The following is a 16801-nucleotide window of genomic DNA, read 5'->3' as shown; positions in this document are numbered from 1 at the left end:
CATCACACGATCTTGGCCGTGTGGTAAGCTTCGCATGCCACGTGAACCGCTTCGCTGAAAATACGGGCAATCTCGTCGACTTGTTCTTCGGTTACGATGAGCGGAGGCAAGAAACGCATCACGGCGGAATGTCTGCCGCCAACCTCCAAAATCAGTCCGCGCTTGAGGCATTCTTGCTGAATACGGCTAGCCAGCTTGGGATGAGCGGGATAATGCCCCAACGAATCCTGCTGCTCATCGGCATTCACCACTTCCACACCGATCATCAGTCCGCGTCCACGCACGTCTCCGATAAACGCGACGTTCCTTTTCAGCTCTAGCAAGTGATCAGATAAACGCTCACCAAGCTGAGCCACCTTTTCCGGAAGGTTATGTTCCCTGATGTATGTCAAGGTAGCCAGACCCGCCGCCATCGCTAATTGGTTTCCGCGGAACGTACCGATGTGTGCGCCTGGCTTCCAGACATCGTACTTTTTATGGTAAATCACGACCGAGAGTGGCAAGCTGCCGCCGATAGCCTTGGAGAGTACGAGCACATCCGGAATAATGCCCGCATGCTCAAAGGCGAACATCTTGCCGGTTCTGCCGATCCCAGTCTGCACTTCATCGATAATAAGCGGAATATTCCGTTCTTTTGTAATCCGGCGAATCTCCTTGAGCCATTCGATCGGGGCAGGGATGGAGCCCCCTTCTCCCTGAACGACCTCGAGGATCATTCCGCACGGGGACACAATGCCGCTTTCCGGATCACGGAGCAAATTCTCTATGTACTTACTGCTGATGCGGTGCGTCTCCTCGCCGCCAACCCCAAACGGGCAACGATAGGCATAAGGATACGGCAAGTGGTGCACGTCCGGGATCAAGCCGTTGATCTTCTCTTTTTGACCGAGCGTGCCGCTCAAACTCATCGTCGCGTGCGTCGAACCGTGATAGCCACCCTGGAAAGCCAGGATGCTGCGATTGCCTGTCGCGGTCTTTACCAGCTTGATCGCCGCTTCGATGGCATCGCCCCCTGTCGGTCCGCAAAATTGGATGCGCGCATCTTTAGCGAACGCTTCGGGCAGACTCGCAAAAACTTCGTCCACAAACTGCTCCTTAAGCGGAGTCGTCAAGTCCAAGGTGTGCAGGGGACGCTTATGCTCCAGCATCTGCCTGATCGCATCCACGACGACCGGATGATTGTGACCTAAAGCCAGCGTTCCGGCTCCAGCCAAGCAATCGTAATAGACTTTGCCATCCATATCTTTTACATGGATGCCTTCCGCCTCCAGAATCGCGATGGGAAGTCTCCTAGGATACGATCTCGCATTGGATTCCCTTGCCGCCTGGCTCTCCAGATAACGCTCATTGTTGGAATTCCCCACTCGAACCACTCCTTAGAAGCTTGTTTTCGATATTTGATATTGATAATCAATATCAATAACTTTATATCTGTTCTTAGAATATCAACAAGCCTCAGGGGAGTAAATTCTCCAAATGGATAATGTGCGTTATTCGATTTGAGTATGCTCCTTCCCCTCCGTTTTGCCCCGCTGCAGCAATTGCTCCAGAGCGTAAATAAAATCGGCTCCAGATGCTTCGATGTTTAACGTTTTCTTCACGTTTTGAATGTGCTTTTTCACGGTATTTACGCTGACGTATAGTTCTTCTGCAATCCGTTTAATGGAGTAATGCTGGCAAAGCATTCTGGCGATTTGACGCTGCCTGTCACTCAGGCCCCCCCACTCCTGTGCATCTGCTTCGACCAAGTCTTCCTGCCCGGACTCGGCTTGAGATCCGTACTCCATGGTTACTTTGACACCCTCTTGAAATTCCAAACTCATGATATGGCTGACAACGAATTGGTGCAGCTCCGCCAGCTTGGCTCGCTCCTGTTCATCCTTAAGATTCGAATCAATCGTCAATCGCACTTTCGTTATCGACATGCTGCCTATCACCTCATGGATTATGGAATTAATTGATAATAATTATCAATATCATCTATATTTTCCTCTGCTCATCCGAAAAAATCAAGCGGAATTTCTCCTAAAAAAAGGAATACCTACACATTGCAAATAGACCGATCTCCCCCCTGCTTTTGGCGAAAGATCGGCCTGTTTTTTACCTTGCTGCGATTTCGCCCCCTTCTCAAAGAGGGTCAAAAGAACCACTCATTCCGTTCGGAAACACGACGAAAGATCCATCAATTGTTCTATTCCATCATCCGTACCAGCTTGCGCGACAGAAGCAGCAGGATCAGCCCCATCACAATGGCCATCAGTCCGATCAGCCCAAATACCTCGAAGTAGCCAAGAGACTGCGTGAAGGCCGCCAAATATCCTCCCAATACGTTTGCCACGCCTGTACTCGCCAGCCACACGCCCATGAGCAGGGAAGCCAGCTTGGCGGGAGCGAGCTTGCTCACCATCGACAGTCCGACAGGGGACAGGAACAACTCGCCGAGCGTATGCAGCAAATACGTCACGATGATAAACAGGATGTTCGACTGCACCACCACGTTGTTCGCATCACTGCCTGTCTGCAGCACGGCCATAATCAATACCATGTATCCCAAGCCGAGCATGATCATACCCAGCGACATCTTGACGGGAATACTGAGGTCCCCTTTTTTCGTCGCAGCGAGCTTGATCCAAAATGCGGACAGCACTGGCGCAAGAAGGACGATAAACAGCGGATTGAGCGACTGGAACCAGGATGTTGGGACTTCCCAGCCAAAGATGTGCTTGTCCACAAATGTGTCTGCGTACAGAGTCAGCGAGCTGCCTGCCTGCTCGAACCCTGCCCAAAAGAAAATGACAAAGCATGTGATGATGACGATCACCGCCGTGCGCTGTTTTTCTTTTGGGGTCAAGGGCTCTTGGGAGACATCGGTGCCCCCCTGCTTTGCAGCCGCTGCTCCTACCGTATTTTTTCCGATGTCACCCAGATACCGGTTTCCCAAGCCGTTGTAGATTGCCTGTCCGACGATCATCCCGATGGCCGCGGCTAAGAAGCCGAAACGAAAGCCGAAATGATCCACGCCATCCACGGTCGTTTTAAACAGATCCTCTGCCAGAAAACCGCAGATCAGTGGAGCAAAAAAACCACCGATGTTGATTCCCATGTAAAAGATGGTAAAGGCCGCATCTTTTCTGCCCGCATCGTTTGGATACAGCTCTCCGACAAGGGTTGAGATATTCGGCTTGAAAAATCCGTTACCGATGATAAGCAGGGCCAGTCCGATGTACAGACCAGCCGTATTGGTCAAGGCGAACAGGCACAGGTTTCCCAGAGCCATTAACAAACCACCAATCGTGATCGCGCGTCTTCGGCCTATGTACCTGTCCGACAAGTAACCACCTAACAGCGGGGTAAAATAAACAGCTCCTGTAAAAAAGCCGTAAATGCTCATCGCGGTGCTCTTCTCAAATCCTAGGCCACCACTGATCAATGCTGTCGTCAAATACAGCGTCAAAAGGGCACGCATGCCGTAATAGCTGAAGCGCTCCCACATCTCTGTAAAAAACAACAGGTACAGTCCTGGAGGATGCCGGACTTTGTCGTGCTGTGCTTGTTGAGATGCTGCCAATTGTCATCGCTCCCAGCTAGAAAAAGGATTGGATTTTTCCCGAACATCATCCTTTACTATTTGTTTCGATGGTCTTTTTCATCCTCGCTTCCCTTGCAGCCGTTCACGACGCAAGAAAGGAAAAAGCACCTCGCTGCTACGCAAGGTGCTCCTTATCCAACGTGTTGAAGCTCCGCAGCCAGCACGAGGTACATCGCATGGGACCATACCAGAGGAGCAGCGGGTTTTCCTTCTTTCTCTACCCAGCGCTCATACGCTTCTGGCGAGACAAGATGGTCCTGTACTTGTTCGGGCAATCCGGATGGCTGCCATTTCGATTCCATCCAGTGCAAGAGGTCCGCCGCAGCCTTTTTCTGCCCCGTGCGTACGTAAAACCACCCAAGCCAGGCAGTCAACAGCGGCCACTGCCCACCCCCATAGTACGTATCTGTCGCGTAGCGATGGACTCCGCCAGCTGTGACAAGCTCTCGCTTCACGGCTTCCACCGTTTCGACCATAAGGGGATCATCCACTTCCGCCAATCCAAAAGGAACCGCTATCCATAGTAAACTGGCGTCAACAGCTGGATTTCCCACGGATTTCGCAAATCTTCCATCCGTAGTTCCATCTTCCCGGACAAACTGCGCAATGCTCTGTCCCAATCGGGCAAGCTCCTCGGCACGATCAGGTACGTACTCGGCAATCGCTGCTGCGCCGCCGTAGATCGCCGCCATCGTAGCCGGGTGCTGGCGATCTCCCCATTCTTCCCAGCAGTCGTAGTTGGGCAGCCTCCAGCAGGCTTGCAGATAATCCAATGTCAAATCGATGGAAGGACGCAGCTGCTCGATCAGGGCCGTTTCGCCACTGAACCGCACATGCTGCGCTAGCCCCCACAGCCATGTGCCGTAGCCATCGAGCTGGAAGCTGCCCCACTCCCCAATCACTTCTGCTCCATCTACGGTGTAGCGTGTATGCAAAAAGCGCTCGTTCCCTCCGCCAGTGACCCCAGCCTGCACGGCAGCGATTGCAGCACGAGCTTTCTGTTCGTAGTTTTGAATCACTCGATCACACCACTGATAAAACCGGCGCGCACTCTCATGCTGCCCAGCACGGTTCATGGCATATGCGGTAAACGTCCCGTCTCGCAGCCATGCGTATCGATACGGTCGAAAGACAGGGGAGGCGATATAGGCTCCGCTCTCTGCCTGATGTTCTGTGATGATGCGAATGCTTTGCTCGATGAATTCAGCAGTCGTCATGCTCTTTTCCCTCCTGTGAGACGAGCCTCGTTCAACCCATGGATCTCACACGCAAAAGAAACCGCTTCCCTTAGCATATGCATCCCGTACCCTCACGTGTGTAATCCTCCCGTTCGTATGGAAAAGAAAGACCTGCTGGGGTTAATCGTCAGCAGGTCTTTCTGATTCCGAGATCGCTTACGACCCCTTCTCTGTATTGTCCGACAAATTCAGGTAGTGCTGCAGTTCTTCATAGAAAGCCGGGTTGCACGCCATGACACTGCTTTTCTCGTCAAACGGCAACGGGTTGCCCACCATCGATGTCACCTTGCCTCCCGCTTCCTCCACGATAATCCGTGCAGCGCCGAAATCCCAGGCGTTCAGAGACATACTCACATAGCCATCCAATCTTCCCGCAGCTACGTAGGACATCTCCAAAGCGGCACTGCCTAGAAGGCGCATCCCCCGCACTTTGCCTGCCAGCTTTTTCACGATCTGATCAATGCCCATCTGCTCCGCCCGCTTGTTCCAAAAAACGCTCGTGCACAGCAGCGCTTCCTCGAGCGTAACGACTTTTTCCAGATGCAAGGGACGATCGTTCAGATACGCTCCTTCGCCTTTTACCGCGTAAAAGAGCTCATCACGGGAAGGATCGTATACCGCTCCGACCAACCCCTCCCCTTTGTGATAGACTGCGATCGACACGGAAAAATTGATTTGTTGATGCACAAAATTGGTCGTCCCATCGATTGGATCAATGACCCAAAGTGTATCAAACTGCTTGTAATCCCCTTTAAATGTACTTTCTTCGCCCAATATTCCGTGATCGGGAAACCGTTCGAGAATCATGTGGATTACATGCTTTTCCACTTCTTTATCAACAGCCGTGACAAGATCGGAGGCAGACGTTTTGTATTCGACTTGAAACGGCTCTTTCATTCGCTTGAGACTCAGCTCACCCGCAGATCGGGCGCAGCGTAGAGCCAGCTCCTTAAGCTCCGTAAGTGATGGTTCTTGCACACATATCGCCACCCAAAACATGACTTTTTGTTTAGTGTACCATACTTTACCTGCGGTTACACCACACCTGCGCGGAGCTTGTGCACCTGAATAGAAAACTTGGCTTCGCCAAGCTTTTGGGCGAAGCCTTCGTTGCACTTGTACGGGATAGGAGTCTTACAAATTCCTATCTGTAAAGCGAAAAGAGGCACGGACGGCTCCGGCCTCTTTCTCTTCGTGTCCTTAGCAGCAGCGGGTCACGCCGCCTTTTTCATACCGCTCCGTCAAAGCGTACATGTAATACTCCCGCTCCGTCATCGGGAAAATACCTGGTGCGGCATGAGTCGCGTACCAATGCTGCACGTAACGGTCGTAGTCCGGCATTCCGAAAATCGTCTTGATGGCAGAGCTCACACGGCGTAATGACTTTCGGAGCGCTCTGAGCCGCCTTCTCATGCTACGTGTCCTTTTCCGTCAATGATGTTTCCTTTGGACTTGATATAAGGGGACTCATACAGCGGATATTGCTTGCCGCGCAAAATGTTGATCCACAGTCGCGCGCCGTCCAAAATGATGCCGATGGTGATGACCATAAAGATCGCGCATACCGCCGCATCGATCTGGTCGTTCAAAATCATCTTCTGTGCAGCTTCGATCGTTTTTACGCCTTTTGGCAAAGCTCCGGCATCCAGCGCCTTCTGGAAAGCTTCCGCATGAGCGAGGAAGCCGATTTTGGCATCCGGATGGAACAGCTTCTGCCAGCCAGCCGTCAGTGTCGCAGCACTGAGCCAAGCCATCGGTACAAGCGTGACCCAGGAGTAGGCCGCTTTGCCCATTTTAAAGATAATCGTCGTCCCTACGGTAAATGCGATGGCAGCGAGCATTTGGTTTGCGATGCCAAAGAGCGGCCACAAGGTGTAAATACCGCCGAGTGGATCCATAACCCCTTGCAAGAGGAAGTAACCCCAGCCGATGGAGATGAGTCCGGAGCCGATCAGATTGCCTGGCAGCCAGTTGGTTTCTTTCATTTTCGGAATGACGTTGCCGAGCATATCCTGCACCATGAAGCGGCCGACACGCGTCCCCGCATCGATAGTCGTCAGAATAAACACGGCTTCAAACAGGATCGCAAAATGATACCAGAATGCCATGAATGCTTTTCCGCCGAGAATGCCGGAGAAGATCGTCGCCATCCCGATCGCGAGCGACGGAGCGCCCCCTGTTCGGGAAAGAACGGTTTTTTCCTGTATATCGCTCGCGAGTGTCGTCAGCTGATCAGGGGTAACGGTAAAGCCCCAGCTCGAAATCGTTGTGGCTGCAGCCGCAGCATCTGCCCCGATCACGGCCCCTGGCGAGTTGATGGCAAAGTAAACGCCTGGCGTGAGTACGCATGCTGCGATCATCGCCATAATCGCGACACCGGACTCCATCAGCATGCCGCCGTACCCAATCAGTGGTGCATGCGATTCTTTCATAATCATTTTCGGTGTCGTACCCGAGGACACGAGGGCGTGGAAGCCGGATACTGCACCGCAGGCAATCGTAATAAACAGGAACGGGAACAGGTTACCGGCAAAAACAGGGCCCGTACCGTCAATAAACTTGGTCAAGGCTGGCATGTGCAGAGGCGGCAGTGTCATGATAATGCCAATCGCCAGCACCCCGATCGTCCCTACCTTCAAGAAGGAGCTCAAGTAATCGCGTGGTGCCAAGAGCAGCCACACCGGCAGTACAGAAGCAACGAAGCCGTACACGATGATCATCCAAGCCAGCTGTACTTTGGTAAAGGTGAAAGCTGGACCCCAGGTAGGAGAAGCTGCCACTGCCTGACCCAGCCACAGGGACAGGAACAGCAGGGCTAGCCCGATAATCGAGCCTTCCATTACGCGGCCCGGACGGATGTAGCGCATGTACAAGCCCATCAGAATGGCAATCGGCAGGGTCATAAAGATCGTAAAGGTCGCCCACGGAGACTCCGCGAGAGCGTTTACAACAACCATCGCCAAAACAGCAATCAAAATGATCATAATCGCAATAATTCCGACCAATGCGAGTGCTCCGCCAATCGGACCGATCTCTTCTTTGGCGATCTGGCCCAGCGTTTTCCCGTTGCGCCGCATCGACCCGAACAGGATCACGAAGTCTTGCACAGCGCCCCCGATCACGACGCCGACGATGATCCAGAGCGTTCCTGGCAAATACCCCATCTGGGCTGCCAGCGTCGGCCCTACGAGTGGACCCGCACCGGCAATCGCAGCGAAGTGATGCCCGAACAAAATCCATTTGTTCGTGGGTACGAAGTCTTTGCCGTCGTTGTTCACTTCGGCAGGTGTCGCCCGGTTGTCATCCAGACCCATGATTTTCTTGGCAATAAAACGGCTGTAAAAACGATAAGCAACGGCATAAGTGCAAAAAGCAGCTGTCAGCAGCCAGAACGAGTTGACAGATTCTCCGCGAGTCAGTGCAATGATTCCAAAACCGACAGCACCCAGCGCAGCGATCCCGCCCCAAATCAGGAGCGAGAGAAGCCATTTTCTCATCTGAGTCTCCTCCTTTTTTTCCTTTTGAAACATTCAGGCAAATTCGCCTTCCTAGAACGTATCACAAGGAAAACATCCTCCATATGCAAATTGGCTGAGTCGTACAAAATGGAACACGAAACGCACCATAGGCGCATGAATGAAAGCGGATACATTCCTCATGTCAGGGATTTCGCACTTGTTCAGAAATTGTCCAGTTGTCTGGAGTATCATAGATTCTTGCTTGAAATAGACGACACTGGCTAACCGCTTACATTCAGACCACACTGGGGGCATTCATGAAATCGCATCTGCTTTACACCCTGGCCATACTTTTGCTGCTCACTTCTCTCCCTGTCCTCTGCCTGGCAACCGAGAAAACGGAAATGATCTACACACCAAAGCCCATCGACGATGTCCTGTCCAATCCGTACATGGGACTTGCTCCGGACTCTCGCAACGCCAGCTATGCACAAAACCACACCTTGGTGTACGCAAATCTTACCTGGCGACAGCTGGAGCCGAAAAAAGGAAGCTACAAGTTTGAACAAGTAGAAAAAGAGCTGAAGCTTGCCGAATGGGGAGAGCGCGGAGCCAAATGGGTCATTCGTATCATCATGGACTATCCCACCGACAAATCCCATTTGGATATTCCCGATTGGCTGTACCGTGAGCTGAATGGCGACGGGGACTGGTACAGCAATAGCTATGGAAAAGGCTTCAGCCCAAACTACAGCAATCCGCAGCTGATTGCGTATCATCAAAAGCTGATCGAAAAACTCGGTGAGCATTACAAGAATGACCCGCGTCTCGCGTTTATTGAATTGGGCAGTATCGGGCACTGGGGAGAATGGCATACGAATACCTCTCGCCCCTTTCCCAAGCTGGTAGTGACAGATCAGTACGTCCAGCCCTATCTCGATCAATTCCCGGACTCGATCCTGCTCATGCGCAGACCTCATCCGATAGCCAAGAAATTCAAGCTCGGTCTCTTCAACGACGTATTTGGCAATAGAGATCAGACAGCGGAATACAAATCCTGGGCGGACAAGGGGTACACCTCCTGGCTTACCCTCGAGAAAATGCCAGCGATGCCTGATTACTGGAAATACGCGCCGAGCGGGGGCGAATTTTCTCCCTCCAAATCGTTAAAAAGGTATTTCAGCGCAGCCTCTATCAACGATACCATCGCACAGGCAAAGTCCACCCATATTAGCTGGCTCGGTCCGAATACTCCTGCGACTTTTGCGGCAGACGGGGCGCAGCAGAAATATTTAAATCAACTGCTAAATACGATCGGCTATCGTTTTGTCGTTCACAAGGAAATTCATGAAGCGTCTGTTGCCCCTGGTTCCGACCTGAACGTCAAGCTGGACCTGGAGAATCAAGGCGTCGCTCCCTTTTACTTTCCGTGGGTGCTCGAGCTGTCGCTGGCGGATGCCAACGGCGAGATCGTCGCCAAAACAGAAACTTCAGCAGACATCCGCAAATGGCTGCCTGGAAAAGGGACGACCGCTCATGCTTTGCCGATCCCGTCTGAGCTTCCGCCTGGCTCGTACACGGTATGCATCGCGATCCTGGATCCTCAGAACGGCGAGCCCGCTATTGAATGGGGGATGGAAGGAAAACGGGAGGATTTGCGATATTCGCTTGGGCGTGTAGAGGTTCAAACGAAATAGAAAAAAGGTCGCCAGCAATTGCTGACGGCCTTTTTTGCAAACCATTTACGCTGCCTTCTGCTGTACGGTTGACGGCTTTTGCAGCAATAAAAATGGCAAGCTGACCAAGATGGCAGCCCTGATATAAATCAGACTGTAGCTGTTCGTGGCCTCCAAAATACGGCTTGCTACAGCAGGTCCGAAAGCCATTCCTACAAAATTCAGCAGGTTGTAAAAGCCAAGCCCTACACCAAACTTCTCGGGGCGCAAGATTTGCGGAATCAGGTTGTTCAGGGATACTTGAATCGCGGAGTAGCTCATCGCAATCAGCACCAGTGCCATGGTAGCCGCAACCGCGTTTGAATGTGGCAGCAGCCCCAGCATGACCTACATTGATCAAAAAACCGACGGGAGCTACGCGCATACACTATGCTTTCTATGAATGGTCTTCCAGTCTGTTCGATAGTTTTAGACCATTTGAACTATCAGCGTGAAAAATAGGTTATCTGGCAACTAGAGGGTAGCCAAATAACCCGGTAAAAACTGTTGAAACGTTTCCTCTCTTAATGTAATGATTTTACATTGTCCCTCCCGTACCACATCAACCAAATCCGCCTCCTGCAAAATCTTGAGATGGTACGAGGTGTTCGACTTGTTCAAGCCATTGGCACTCCCGATATCTCCACACGTACTATTTTTTTTGCCCTGGTAGAGATAGCGGACGATCTCAATTCGCTTGACATCTGCTAGAGCTTTAAAGATTTTGACACGCTTCTCGTCCTCATTGATTAGTTTGATAGTCATGGAACTATAGTAAAACTAGATGCAAAGCTTGTCACGCTGCTGGCAGAACGGCTTGTCCGTGCTCATTTCTTCCGGACTCTTATGGAGCATAGTCGCCATTATAGCTTACCAGTGAGACATCCTTTACCCCTTCAATCGTGGAAATATCCTGGACAAAAGCCGTATTGTCGCTTTTGAGCTTGATTTCTACGACCAGCTCTATCACGTCTTTGTTGATCGTCTTTGACTTGAGCGCATACTTGAGCTTGTTTAGTTGAAATCGGACCTCGTCGCTTGCGTGATCCCGGTAGTGAATGACGAGAAGATAAGCCATGTCCTTCAGCTGTTTTCGGGAAAGCAGGAGAATCGTCGCTGCCACGACAAGCGATCCGATGATGGATACGGGAAACGCACCCGCCCCAGTCGCGATACCGGCTGCAATCGACCAAAACATAAAGACGATGTCCAAAGGATCCTTGATCGCGGTCCGAAAACGCACGATGGAGAGTGCACCTACCATCCCCAGAGACAGAACGATATTGGTGCTGATCGTCATGATGATCAGGCAGGTCAGCATCGCCATCACGACGAGTGTAATATTGAAAGTATGACTGTACACCACCCCACGAAAGGATCGTTTATAGATGTAATAGATGAAGAGTCCGATCAGCCCGGATAGGATGAGCCCAATGACCGTATCCCATACCGAAATACTGGCGAATTGCTCCATCTTCAGCACACTCTTTTTGATGATGTCCTGAAAATTGATTGTATTGTCCATGAAACGGATTTCCCCTCACGCTAAAGTTTGTAGTACGCTTTGCTCTCCTCTCTGCAAATGAGATATTTGGAGATAGCAGATCGCTGGCTGCTAAAATTTTGGAGCAAAGAGCGAATATTTGTCGGCAGGAAGTTGTCAAACTTTACTTCCATGATCATTTTTGGCTCGTGAATGACGTTTACCGTTTTCATGTTCGGATCAAAGATGTCGAGCGTATTGACGTTGGTCATCAATTGCTTGTCAAAGGTCACACGTACATTGCCGATCTCCATCAAATAAGCTTCCCGGATGTAATCGGTGACAACTCTTGGCTGAAACAGATGGTTTTTGCTGTCGAGATAAAAATCATGCAGCAGACTCTCTTCTCGCGCCAGCAGAAAGTCCGTCTCCCCCGCCATGATGCTTTCGTATTCCGTCCTGGTGAGAGACGCCGCTTCCTTGCAGATGTAGCCATCGTACTTGCTCTTGCGCTCCAGCTTGATCACGGCATCCGAGTGATTATAGATGCGTATCCGGTACTTCTTTCTCTTGTATACGCCGTAGTTTTTCTCGTATAAGGAAGTGTCGTAGGTATCGTCAAAATACAGGCTGCGTATCTGATAGCCTTCCGAATCGGTTGAGTTTGGATCGAGCTGTGTGATCAAGCGCAGTCTGCTTTTCAGGGCCAGATAGTCGTAAAAACGGATGTAATACTTCCACTCATTTCTCAGCTTCTTGTTGCCAAACTGCATGCGAGTCCCCCCTTACTTCACAACAAACTCCTTCACGCCGTGGTAACGAATATTATCCACTTCGATACGGTCAAAGGATGTCTGCTCATGCCCTTTGCTGTCCTTTACACTGACGCGCCAGAAGTACCTGCCTTTTGCCATTTTCGGGAGCATGTAGCTCGTACCCGTCACACCTTTTGCCTCCACGTACTTCTTGGTAAACCCGGGATCATAGCTGATGGCAAAATCATAGGTCAAATCGTCGCCCTGCAGATCGTAGGAATGATCCCAGGTAAAAGTCAGCTGCCCTTTTTCCTCTTTCGGCTCGTCCATGTAAAACGGCATGGGGTATTCCTGACCCTCGTAATACCTCACTTTGTTGCGTGCAGGCTGTCCCGCGATGATGTTGTATTCATAGTCAAACTTGTCCACTTCCTGAGGCAGATGGTACAAGTCGGGCTGTTTTTTCACGTATTGGCTTGCGATCGGGTAATAGCTTTTCAGGAGGGCTTCGGTTTTCTCTGTCGTGATAAACTGACTGAGCTCCTCGATCTTTTCATTGAGCGCTTTTACGTTCTCAGGGTCTTTGAACACACGACTGTGCAAGTCAGACACCCAGTAGTTGGAGATTCCAAACTCCCACTTCCCGAGGGTGACCTGCGGCATGCGCTTCGCTTCTTCTTCAAAGAAACCCCACGACAGATCGTAATCCCAAGGCAGGAAGTACCATTTTTCCGAGTCTGACGGGCTGTACAATAAAAAATTGTGCGCTGCCGTATCTGCATTCCCCATCAAAATATTTGCGGCAAGCCACGTGAAGTAGTTTTCGCGGTCGAAATGGTTGTCCAAGACTTCCTTGATCGGGATCGAGTGGTTTTTCAGATCGTCCAGCATGGCGATCAGCTTCTCGTGATTTTCGCTCCCTTTGATCTCCAGAAGGCTTTCAAATGCGGCTTTGTCATAGGTCGGATCGTTGGCCAGCTTGATTTTGTCCGTATCGCGGTGAAATTCAAAATTGATCGCCTTGTACAGATTGCCGTTCCGGTCCAGTCCATGGGCTTGCAAAAAGGTCTTGTTTGGCTGTTCGATCTGCGTAAACAGTCCGTAGTCTACGAACTGCGTGTCTGGGTTCGGGCCTGTCATGTCTTTGATCATGAGATGCACGAATTGCGTCCGCAGACTGGAGATGTTTGGCATTTGCTCAAAGTAATCGAAGCTGAGCTTTTGCCGGACCCGGGTGACGTCTGGCCGGTGCTTGTTCAGGTTGATGTTTCTCTGCTCCTTCCAATAGCCAGCCGTGTCCAGCAAGCGGATTTTGTAGGACTTTTGCTGGGAGCTGCGGCTGGATTCTCCGCGCACCTCGATCGTTCCGTTCGTTCTCGACTCCCCGTAGCCGAAATAGCCGGATGTAGGACCTTTCTCGTCGCCTTCCTGAAAGATGATTTTCGCCGTAAGATCATTCCCTTTGGCGTCTTTGCCATCTAGCGAGCGGTTCAGCTCGGAAAATGTCGTCGTCGGAAGCTCTGCGTTTTCTTCTTTCACCACGGTGACATAGAGATGCACGACACTCCCGTCCTCATCCTGTGCATAGACGTCTTTCTTTTCATGCAAGCCTTCTTGCGGAGCCTGCACCTGTTCTACGGGGGCCGCGGACGGCTGGCTTCCCTCCGCCAGATTCGGCGAGTCTTTGGCACAGCCCGCCAAAGCTGCCAAGGCCGCCACGAGCATCCATCTGCATGCGATAGTCTTCACTCTCATCCATCCTCCCTGGCAATAAGCGGCTGTGAGCAGTAGGTGTAGTAGTCAATATTTTTCAAGTAATAGAGGAGACGCCCCAAGGCTGCTGCTACCGCCAGGAACGAAGACAGGAAAAAAGAAAATCCGTAGTTCTCAAGCGGAAGCATAGCCAGCGTGATGACCGCCGTGCTGGTTACGAACAACGCCGTTACCAGAGCTGCCCCTCTCCGGTCATCAAAATAAAGCAGCAACAGCATCAGAACAAACATCACGGCGTACAAAAAGCCAGCGACGACCAAGATGTTGAAACGCTCGATCTGCTCCGTCGAAAAGCCGATGTGCGGCAAAAGCGTGATGCCCAGTGCCAGCGAGACAAAGGTAAAAAACAGCTGGATTTCCATCATGAAGCCGAGCTCCTGCATCAAGGTCTGGATCATATCCTTTTTGGCGCGCTTGATGTCCTGCACAGATCCCGTTCCCAGAATCGTCCCGTAGTATTGGCGGTACTTCTCGTAAAACGCGGTCTCCACTGACACGACAAACATGACCATCGTCGGCAAAAAGCTCAGCGACGCATAGAATGCAGGCACGTCGTAGGACGAAGCGATCCAGTACGTATCCGCGATGTTTTCCTGCAGCGGGCTCATCAGCCAATAAACAAAGTTGTGAATATAAAAGCCGAGCGAGCAAAACAGCCCAGTTACAAGCAGGCTCGGATACTTTTTGACATACTGCAGAAAGGCAAAGTAATGGTTTGCCTTTTGGCGAAAATAGCTTTCCAGATGCAGAAAGGACAGAGCGATCATCAAGAAAAAACCGATATTCATAGAGATCAGCATCGCCAGTCCCGTGTGCATGCCAGCTGCATAGACCATGAGAAGAGCAGAGAGGCCCGTCACGATTACCGCAGCCGCATACCCGCGAATAATCCGCATGTAATCTTTCAGGGCGGACATGTAGGCAGATTGCAGCCAAACGACGATCAGCTCCACATAGAGTAGATACGCGGATATTTTAAACACGGCATCGAGAGGGGAAAAATAATAGAATACGGCTCCAGCCAAGCCCCCCAGCCCCAAGCAGGTCGCGATGACACCGTACAGCGATGCAATAATCTCGTCATACTCGCGCAAGTAAATCTTGTCCGCGATATAGCGGGAAATCACCATGATGAATCCACATGTCACCAGCAGGGAAAAGACAAACGCATACACGACTGCCGCCAAAAACGTCATCCGCTCCAAATAGGAAACGTCTAGGTAAATCAACAGCTGCTGCAAGAGCGTGACCATCAGCATGCACAACGCCATCGGTCCTACCGTCACGAGTGAGGAGTATGCGTAGGCTTTCATCCCGGACAGGTAGCCGCGCCCCCGGAACATCTTTTTCAGCTCAAACCCGATACCTGCCATGACTGCACCTCCATTTCCCGATACAAATTCCGATACGCCTCTAAAAATTGGCGCTTCGTGTACAAAGCGGATACCCGCTGAAGTCCGTTTTGCCCCATTTGCCTTCGCAGCTCTTCTTCTTCACAGAGGGTGATCATCGCCTGGGCAATCTGACCGGCATGCATGACCGGAACCACGATCCCTGCGTCCTGAAACTCGTCCCCATTCCCGTACAAGAGCTCCCGGCAGCTTCCCACATCCGTCGTGACAAATGGCTTAGCACTTGCCATTCCTTCCAAAATGACGAGGGGCTGCCCTTCGCTGATGCTGGTCAAAACGAGCATGTCCATTTTTCCGAGGTACTCTTTGGCACTGACCGTTCCTGTAAAGTTCACTCGAGACAGCTGCAGGCTCGCCACCAGCTGCCTGCACTCTTCAAAGTACTCCGGATCTTCATTTGTCGGTCCCATGATGATCAAATAAGCATGCGGGATTCGCTCATGGACCAGTGCAAAGCTTTGGATCAGCGTCTTGATATCCTTGATCGGCACGACTCGGACCAAGGCACCGATATAGATCGCTCCCTCTTCGTCAAGCTCCTTCCCCGGCAAGCTTTGGTACTCCCCTACTTCTACGCCGTTCGGAATGATGGCGATCTTGCCTTCGTCGCATCCAAGCTCGATCTGAATCTCTTTGTTCCTGCCAAACAGCGTGATGACACGATCGGAATACGCGTACGCGCACTTCGAGAGGTTGAGAAAGTAATCGATCCAGATGTCTTTGAAATGGCCCTTGATCCAGCCAGCTTTAATAATTTCCTCTTCGCGCTCCCGGGTGTAAATGCCGTGCTCTGTCAACAGAAACGGTTTGTGGTACAGATGCTTTCCCAATGCTCCGGCAATGCCGCCATAGCCTGTACAAACGCTATGGTACAAATCCGCTTCCGGCATTCCGCCTTCAATGATCAAACATAGAGGAAGAATCATTGAACGAATCATCCAAATCATTTCGGTAAAGGGGATTTGGGGATACTTTTGCTCGCACAGCTTTTGCACAATGTCAAAGAAGTCCCGGCTGGTGAGGAAATCGCCTACGGAGGGCAGCCTTCCTCTGACCAGCAGGTCGAAGAAAGCAGTCCAGTTGACTTCGCTTCCATCCAGCAGAGAGAGGAGCGCCTTTTGCTCTTCTTCCTTCAAAGCCAACCGCTTTCCCGGGACAGCCTCTTCGCGAAAATAAGTGTCCAGAAACACTTCGTGGATCGCCACGACGTTTTCCGGCAGCTCGTAGACAAAGCTCCCTTTGTTTTTCTCCTGGGCTCCAATCGCATACAGGACGAACTCATGCTCGGGCATCCCTTTGATCAAGGAATGAATCCAGCTGGACACGCCTCCCGTGATGTACGGATAAGAGCCCTCCGCAATCAGACAAATCTTCATCG

Annotated in this window: 15 protein-coding genes; 1 reads left to right on the top strand and 14 read right to left on the bottom strand. The window is 51.3% G+C overall.

Annotated features, from left to right (window positions below):
* Positions 1 to 2: 2 nt before the first annotated feature.
* From EDM59_RS24345 to EDM59_RS24315, 7 genes are all read right to left on the bottom strand, one after another.
* Positions 3 to 1373 carry an aspartate aminotransferase family protein gene (locus EDM59_RS24345; RefSeq protein ID WP_122925978.1) on the bottom strand — a complete coding sequence of 457 codons (1371 nt, stop codon included), beginning with the start codon at positions 1371 to 1373 and terminating at the stop codon, positions 3 to 5.
* A gap of 117 nt (positions 1374 to 1490) precedes the next feature.
* Positions 1491 to 1925, bottom strand: coding sequence for a response regulator transcription factor (locus EDM59_RS24340; protein WP_122925977.1), 435 nt, complete (start codon positions 1923 to 1925; stop codon positions 1491 to 1493).
* 266 nt (positions 1926 to 2191) lie between these two features.
* Complete coding sequence (locus EDM59_RS24335) at positions 2192 to 3568, bottom strand: peptide MFS transporter (protein WP_122925976.1); 1377 nt, start codon at positions 3566 to 3568, stop codon at positions 2192 to 2194.
* Between the two features lie 152 nt (positions 3569 to 3720).
* Positions 3721 to 4806: a glycoside hydrolase family 15 protein gene (locus tag EDM59_RS24330; RefSeq protein WP_122925975.1), complete on the bottom strand. Its 1086-nt coding sequence runs from the start codon at positions 4804 to 4806 to the stop codon at positions 3721 to 3723.
* A gap of 177 nt (positions 4807 to 4983) precedes the next feature.
* Positions 4984 to 5826, bottom strand: coding sequence for an inositol monophosphatase family protein (locus tag EDM59_RS24325; protein ID WP_425456027.1), 843 nt, complete (start codon positions 5824 to 5826; stop codon positions 4984 to 4986).
* Between the two features lie 201 nt (positions 5827 to 6027).
* A complete protein-coding gene (locus tag EDM59_RS24320) occupies positions 6028 to 6240 on the bottom strand; it encodes a CstA-like transporter-associated (seleno)protein (protein WP_092268510.1) in 213 nt (70 codons plus the stop codon).
* A complete protein-coding gene (locus EDM59_RS24315) occupies positions 6237 to 8324 on the bottom strand; it encodes a carbon starvation CstA family protein (RefSeq protein ID WP_122926245.1) in 2088 nt (695 codons plus the stop codon). Before EDM59_RS24315 ends, EDM59_RS24320 begins: the two co-directional genes overlap by 4 nt.
* Positions 8325 to 8602: 278 nt before the next feature.
* On the opposite strand from EDM59_RS24315, the gene EDM59_RS24310 reads away from it, so the two are divergent.
* Positions 8603 to 9982: a DUF4832 domain-containing protein gene (locus EDM59_RS24310; RefSeq protein ID WP_122925973.1), complete on the top strand. Its 1380-nt coding sequence runs from the start codon at positions 8603 to 8605 to the stop codon at positions 9980 to 9982.
* A 45-nt stretch (positions 9983 to 10027) separates the two neighbouring features.
* Here EDM59_RS24310 and EDM59_RS24305 read toward each other — a convergent pair whose 3' ends face one another.
* The 7 genes from EDM59_RS24305 to pelF all read right to left on the bottom strand — a co-directional run bounded on the left by EDM59_RS24305 (position 10028) and on the right by pelF (position 16799).
* Positions 10028 to 10303, bottom strand: coding sequence for an MFS transporter (locus EDM59_RS24305; protein ID WP_148040856.1), 276 nt, complete (start codon positions 10301 to 10303; stop codon positions 10028 to 10030).
* A gap of 171 nt (positions 10304 to 10474) precedes the next feature.
* Positions 10475 to 10765, bottom strand: a complete 291-nt coding sequence (locus EDM59_RS24300) for an ArsR/SmtB family transcription factor (RefSeq protein ID WP_122925971.1) — start codon at positions 10763 to 10765, stop codon at positions 10475 to 10477.
* Between the two features lie 79 nt (positions 10766 to 10844).
* Positions 10845 to 11525 carry a DUF4956 domain-containing protein gene (locus EDM59_RS24295; protein WP_122925970.1) on the bottom strand — a complete coding sequence of 227 codons (681 nt, stop codon included), beginning with the start codon at positions 11523 to 11525 and terminating at the stop codon, positions 10845 to 10847.
* Between the two features lie 20 nt (positions 11526 to 11545).
* Positions 11546 to 12256: a polyphosphate polymerase domain-containing protein gene (locus EDM59_RS24290; protein WP_122925969.1), complete on the bottom strand. Its 711-nt coding sequence runs from the start codon at positions 12254 to 12256 to the stop codon at positions 11546 to 11548.
* A 12-nt stretch (positions 12257 to 12268) separates the two neighbouring features.
* Positions 12269 to 13993 (bottom strand): CotH kinase family protein, encoded by a 1725-nt coding sequence (locus tag EDM59_RS24285; RefSeq protein WP_122925968.1) that lies wholly within the window; start codon positions 13991 to 13993, stop codon positions 12269 to 12271.
* Positions 13990 to 15384, bottom strand: a complete 1395-nt coding sequence (gene pelG / locus EDM59_RS24280; protein ID WP_122925967.1) for an exopolysaccharide Pel transporter PelG — start codon at positions 15382 to 15384, stop codon at positions 13990 to 13992. The genes EDM59_RS24285 and pelG overlap by 4 nt, the downstream gene beginning before the upstream one ends.
* Positions 15360 to 16799 carry a GT4 family glycosyltransferase PelF gene (gene pelF / locus EDM59_RS24275; RefSeq protein ID WP_122925966.1) on the bottom strand — a complete coding sequence of 480 codons (1440 nt, stop codon included), beginning with the start codon at positions 16797 to 16799 and terminating at the stop codon, positions 15360 to 15362. Before pelF ends, pelG begins: the two co-directional genes overlap by 25 nt.
* Positions 16800 to 16801 lie beyond the last annotated feature (2 nt).

This window comes from Brevibacillus nitrificans, from assembly GCF_003710965.1.
Lineage (GTDB): Bacteria > Bacillota > Bacilli > Brevibacillales > Brevibacillaceae > Brevibacillus > Brevibacillus centrosporus.
The sequence above is the reverse complement of the archived record's forward strand: the minus strand, read 5'-3'. Positions and strand labels throughout refer to the sequence as shown.

Coding starts and splice junctions, on each gene's coding strand:
- EDM59_RS24340 (WP_122925977.1), bottom strand. CDS start 1,925: ATGTCGATAACGAAAGTGCGATTGACGATTGATTCGAATCTTAAGGAT.
- EDM59_RS24330 (WP_122925975.1), bottom strand. CDS start 4,806: ATGACGACTGCTGAATTCATCGAGCAAAGCATTCGCATCATCACAGAA.
- EDM59_RS24325 (WP_425456027.1), bottom strand. CDS start 5,826: ATGTTTTGGGTGGCGATATGTGTGCAAGAACCATCACTTACGGAGCTT.
- EDM59_RS24320 (WP_092268510.1), bottom strand. CDS start 6,240: ATGAGAAGGCGGCTCAGAGCGCTCCGAAAGTCATTACGCCGTGTGAGC.
- EDM59_RS24315 (WP_122926245.1), bottom strand. CDS start 8,324: ATGAGAAAATGGCTTCTCTCGCTCCTGATTTGGGGCGGGATCGCTGCG.
- EDM59_RS24310 (WP_122925973.1), top strand. CDS start 8,603: ATGAAATCGCATCTGCTTTACACCCTGGCCATACTTTTGCTGCTCACT.
- EDM59_RS24305 (WP_148040856.1), bottom strand. CDS start 10,303: ATGGCACTGGTGCTGATTGCGATGAGCTACTCCGCGATTCAAGTATCC.
- EDM59_RS24300 (WP_122925971.1), bottom strand. CDS start 10,765: ATGACTATCAAACTAATCAATGAGGACGAGAAGCGTGTCAAAATCTTT.
- EDM59_RS24295 (WP_122925970.1), bottom strand. CDS start 11,525: ATGGACAATACAATCAATTTTCAGGACATCATCAAAAAGAGTGTGCTG.
- EDM59_RS24290 (WP_122925969.1), bottom strand. CDS start 12,256: ATGCAGTTTGGCAACAAGAAGCTGAGAAATGAGTGGAAGTATTACATC.
- EDM59_RS24285 (WP_122925968.1), bottom strand. CDS start 13,993: ATGAGAGTGAAGACTATCGCATGCAGATGGATGCTCGTGGCGGCCTTG.
- pelG (WP_122925967.1), bottom strand. CDS start 15,384: ATGGCAGGTATCGGGTTTGAGCTGAAAAAGATGTTCCGGGGGCGCGGC.
- pelF (WP_122925966.1), bottom strand. CDS start 16,799: ATGAAGATTTGTCTGATTGCGGAGGGCTCTTATCCGTACATCACGGGA.